This is a genomic window from Deinococcus pimensis DSM 21231, from assembly GCF_000519345.1.
Classification (GTDB): Bacteria; Deinococcota; Deinococci; order Deinococcales; family Deinococcaceae; genus Deinococcus_A; species Deinococcus_A pimensis.
The window spans coordinates 4,310-4,639 of sequence record NZ_KI912631.1 but is presented as its reverse complement, the minus strand read 5'-3'; the positions used below and the strand labels follow the sequence as shown (position 1 = coordinate 4,639).

The 330-nt window shown below is 70.6% G+C and carries 1 protein-coding gene; it reads right to left on the bottom strand.

The features are described from left to right. Positions 1-330: hypothetical protein (locus DEIPI_RS38920; protein WP_045233626.1), on the bottom strand; the 330-nt coding region annotated here is incomplete at both ends.

The following is a 330-nucleotide window of genomic DNA, read 5'->3' as shown; positions in this document are numbered from 1 at the left end:
ACAACCGCCCCCGCAGCGCCAGCGGCTCCGCGACGACGCCCGCCCGCGTCCCCTCCAACAACGGCAACCCCAGCAGCCGGAACGCCGCGTCATACACCGGCCGCGCCGAATCCAGCAGCGGAAAGAACTCCCCGAACGGCACCGGATGCATCTTGTCGTACGTGGACCGCACCCGCCCATCCCACGACACCGCGCTGTTCCGCTCCGGGAAGCGCATCCCCGTGATCATCGGACGCGCGGGCAGCAGGCCCCGCTGATCGAAGTCCGGCAACGCGAACACCGCCGTCTCCGACCACACCACCACCTCGTCCGGGTCCGCGACCGACGAGA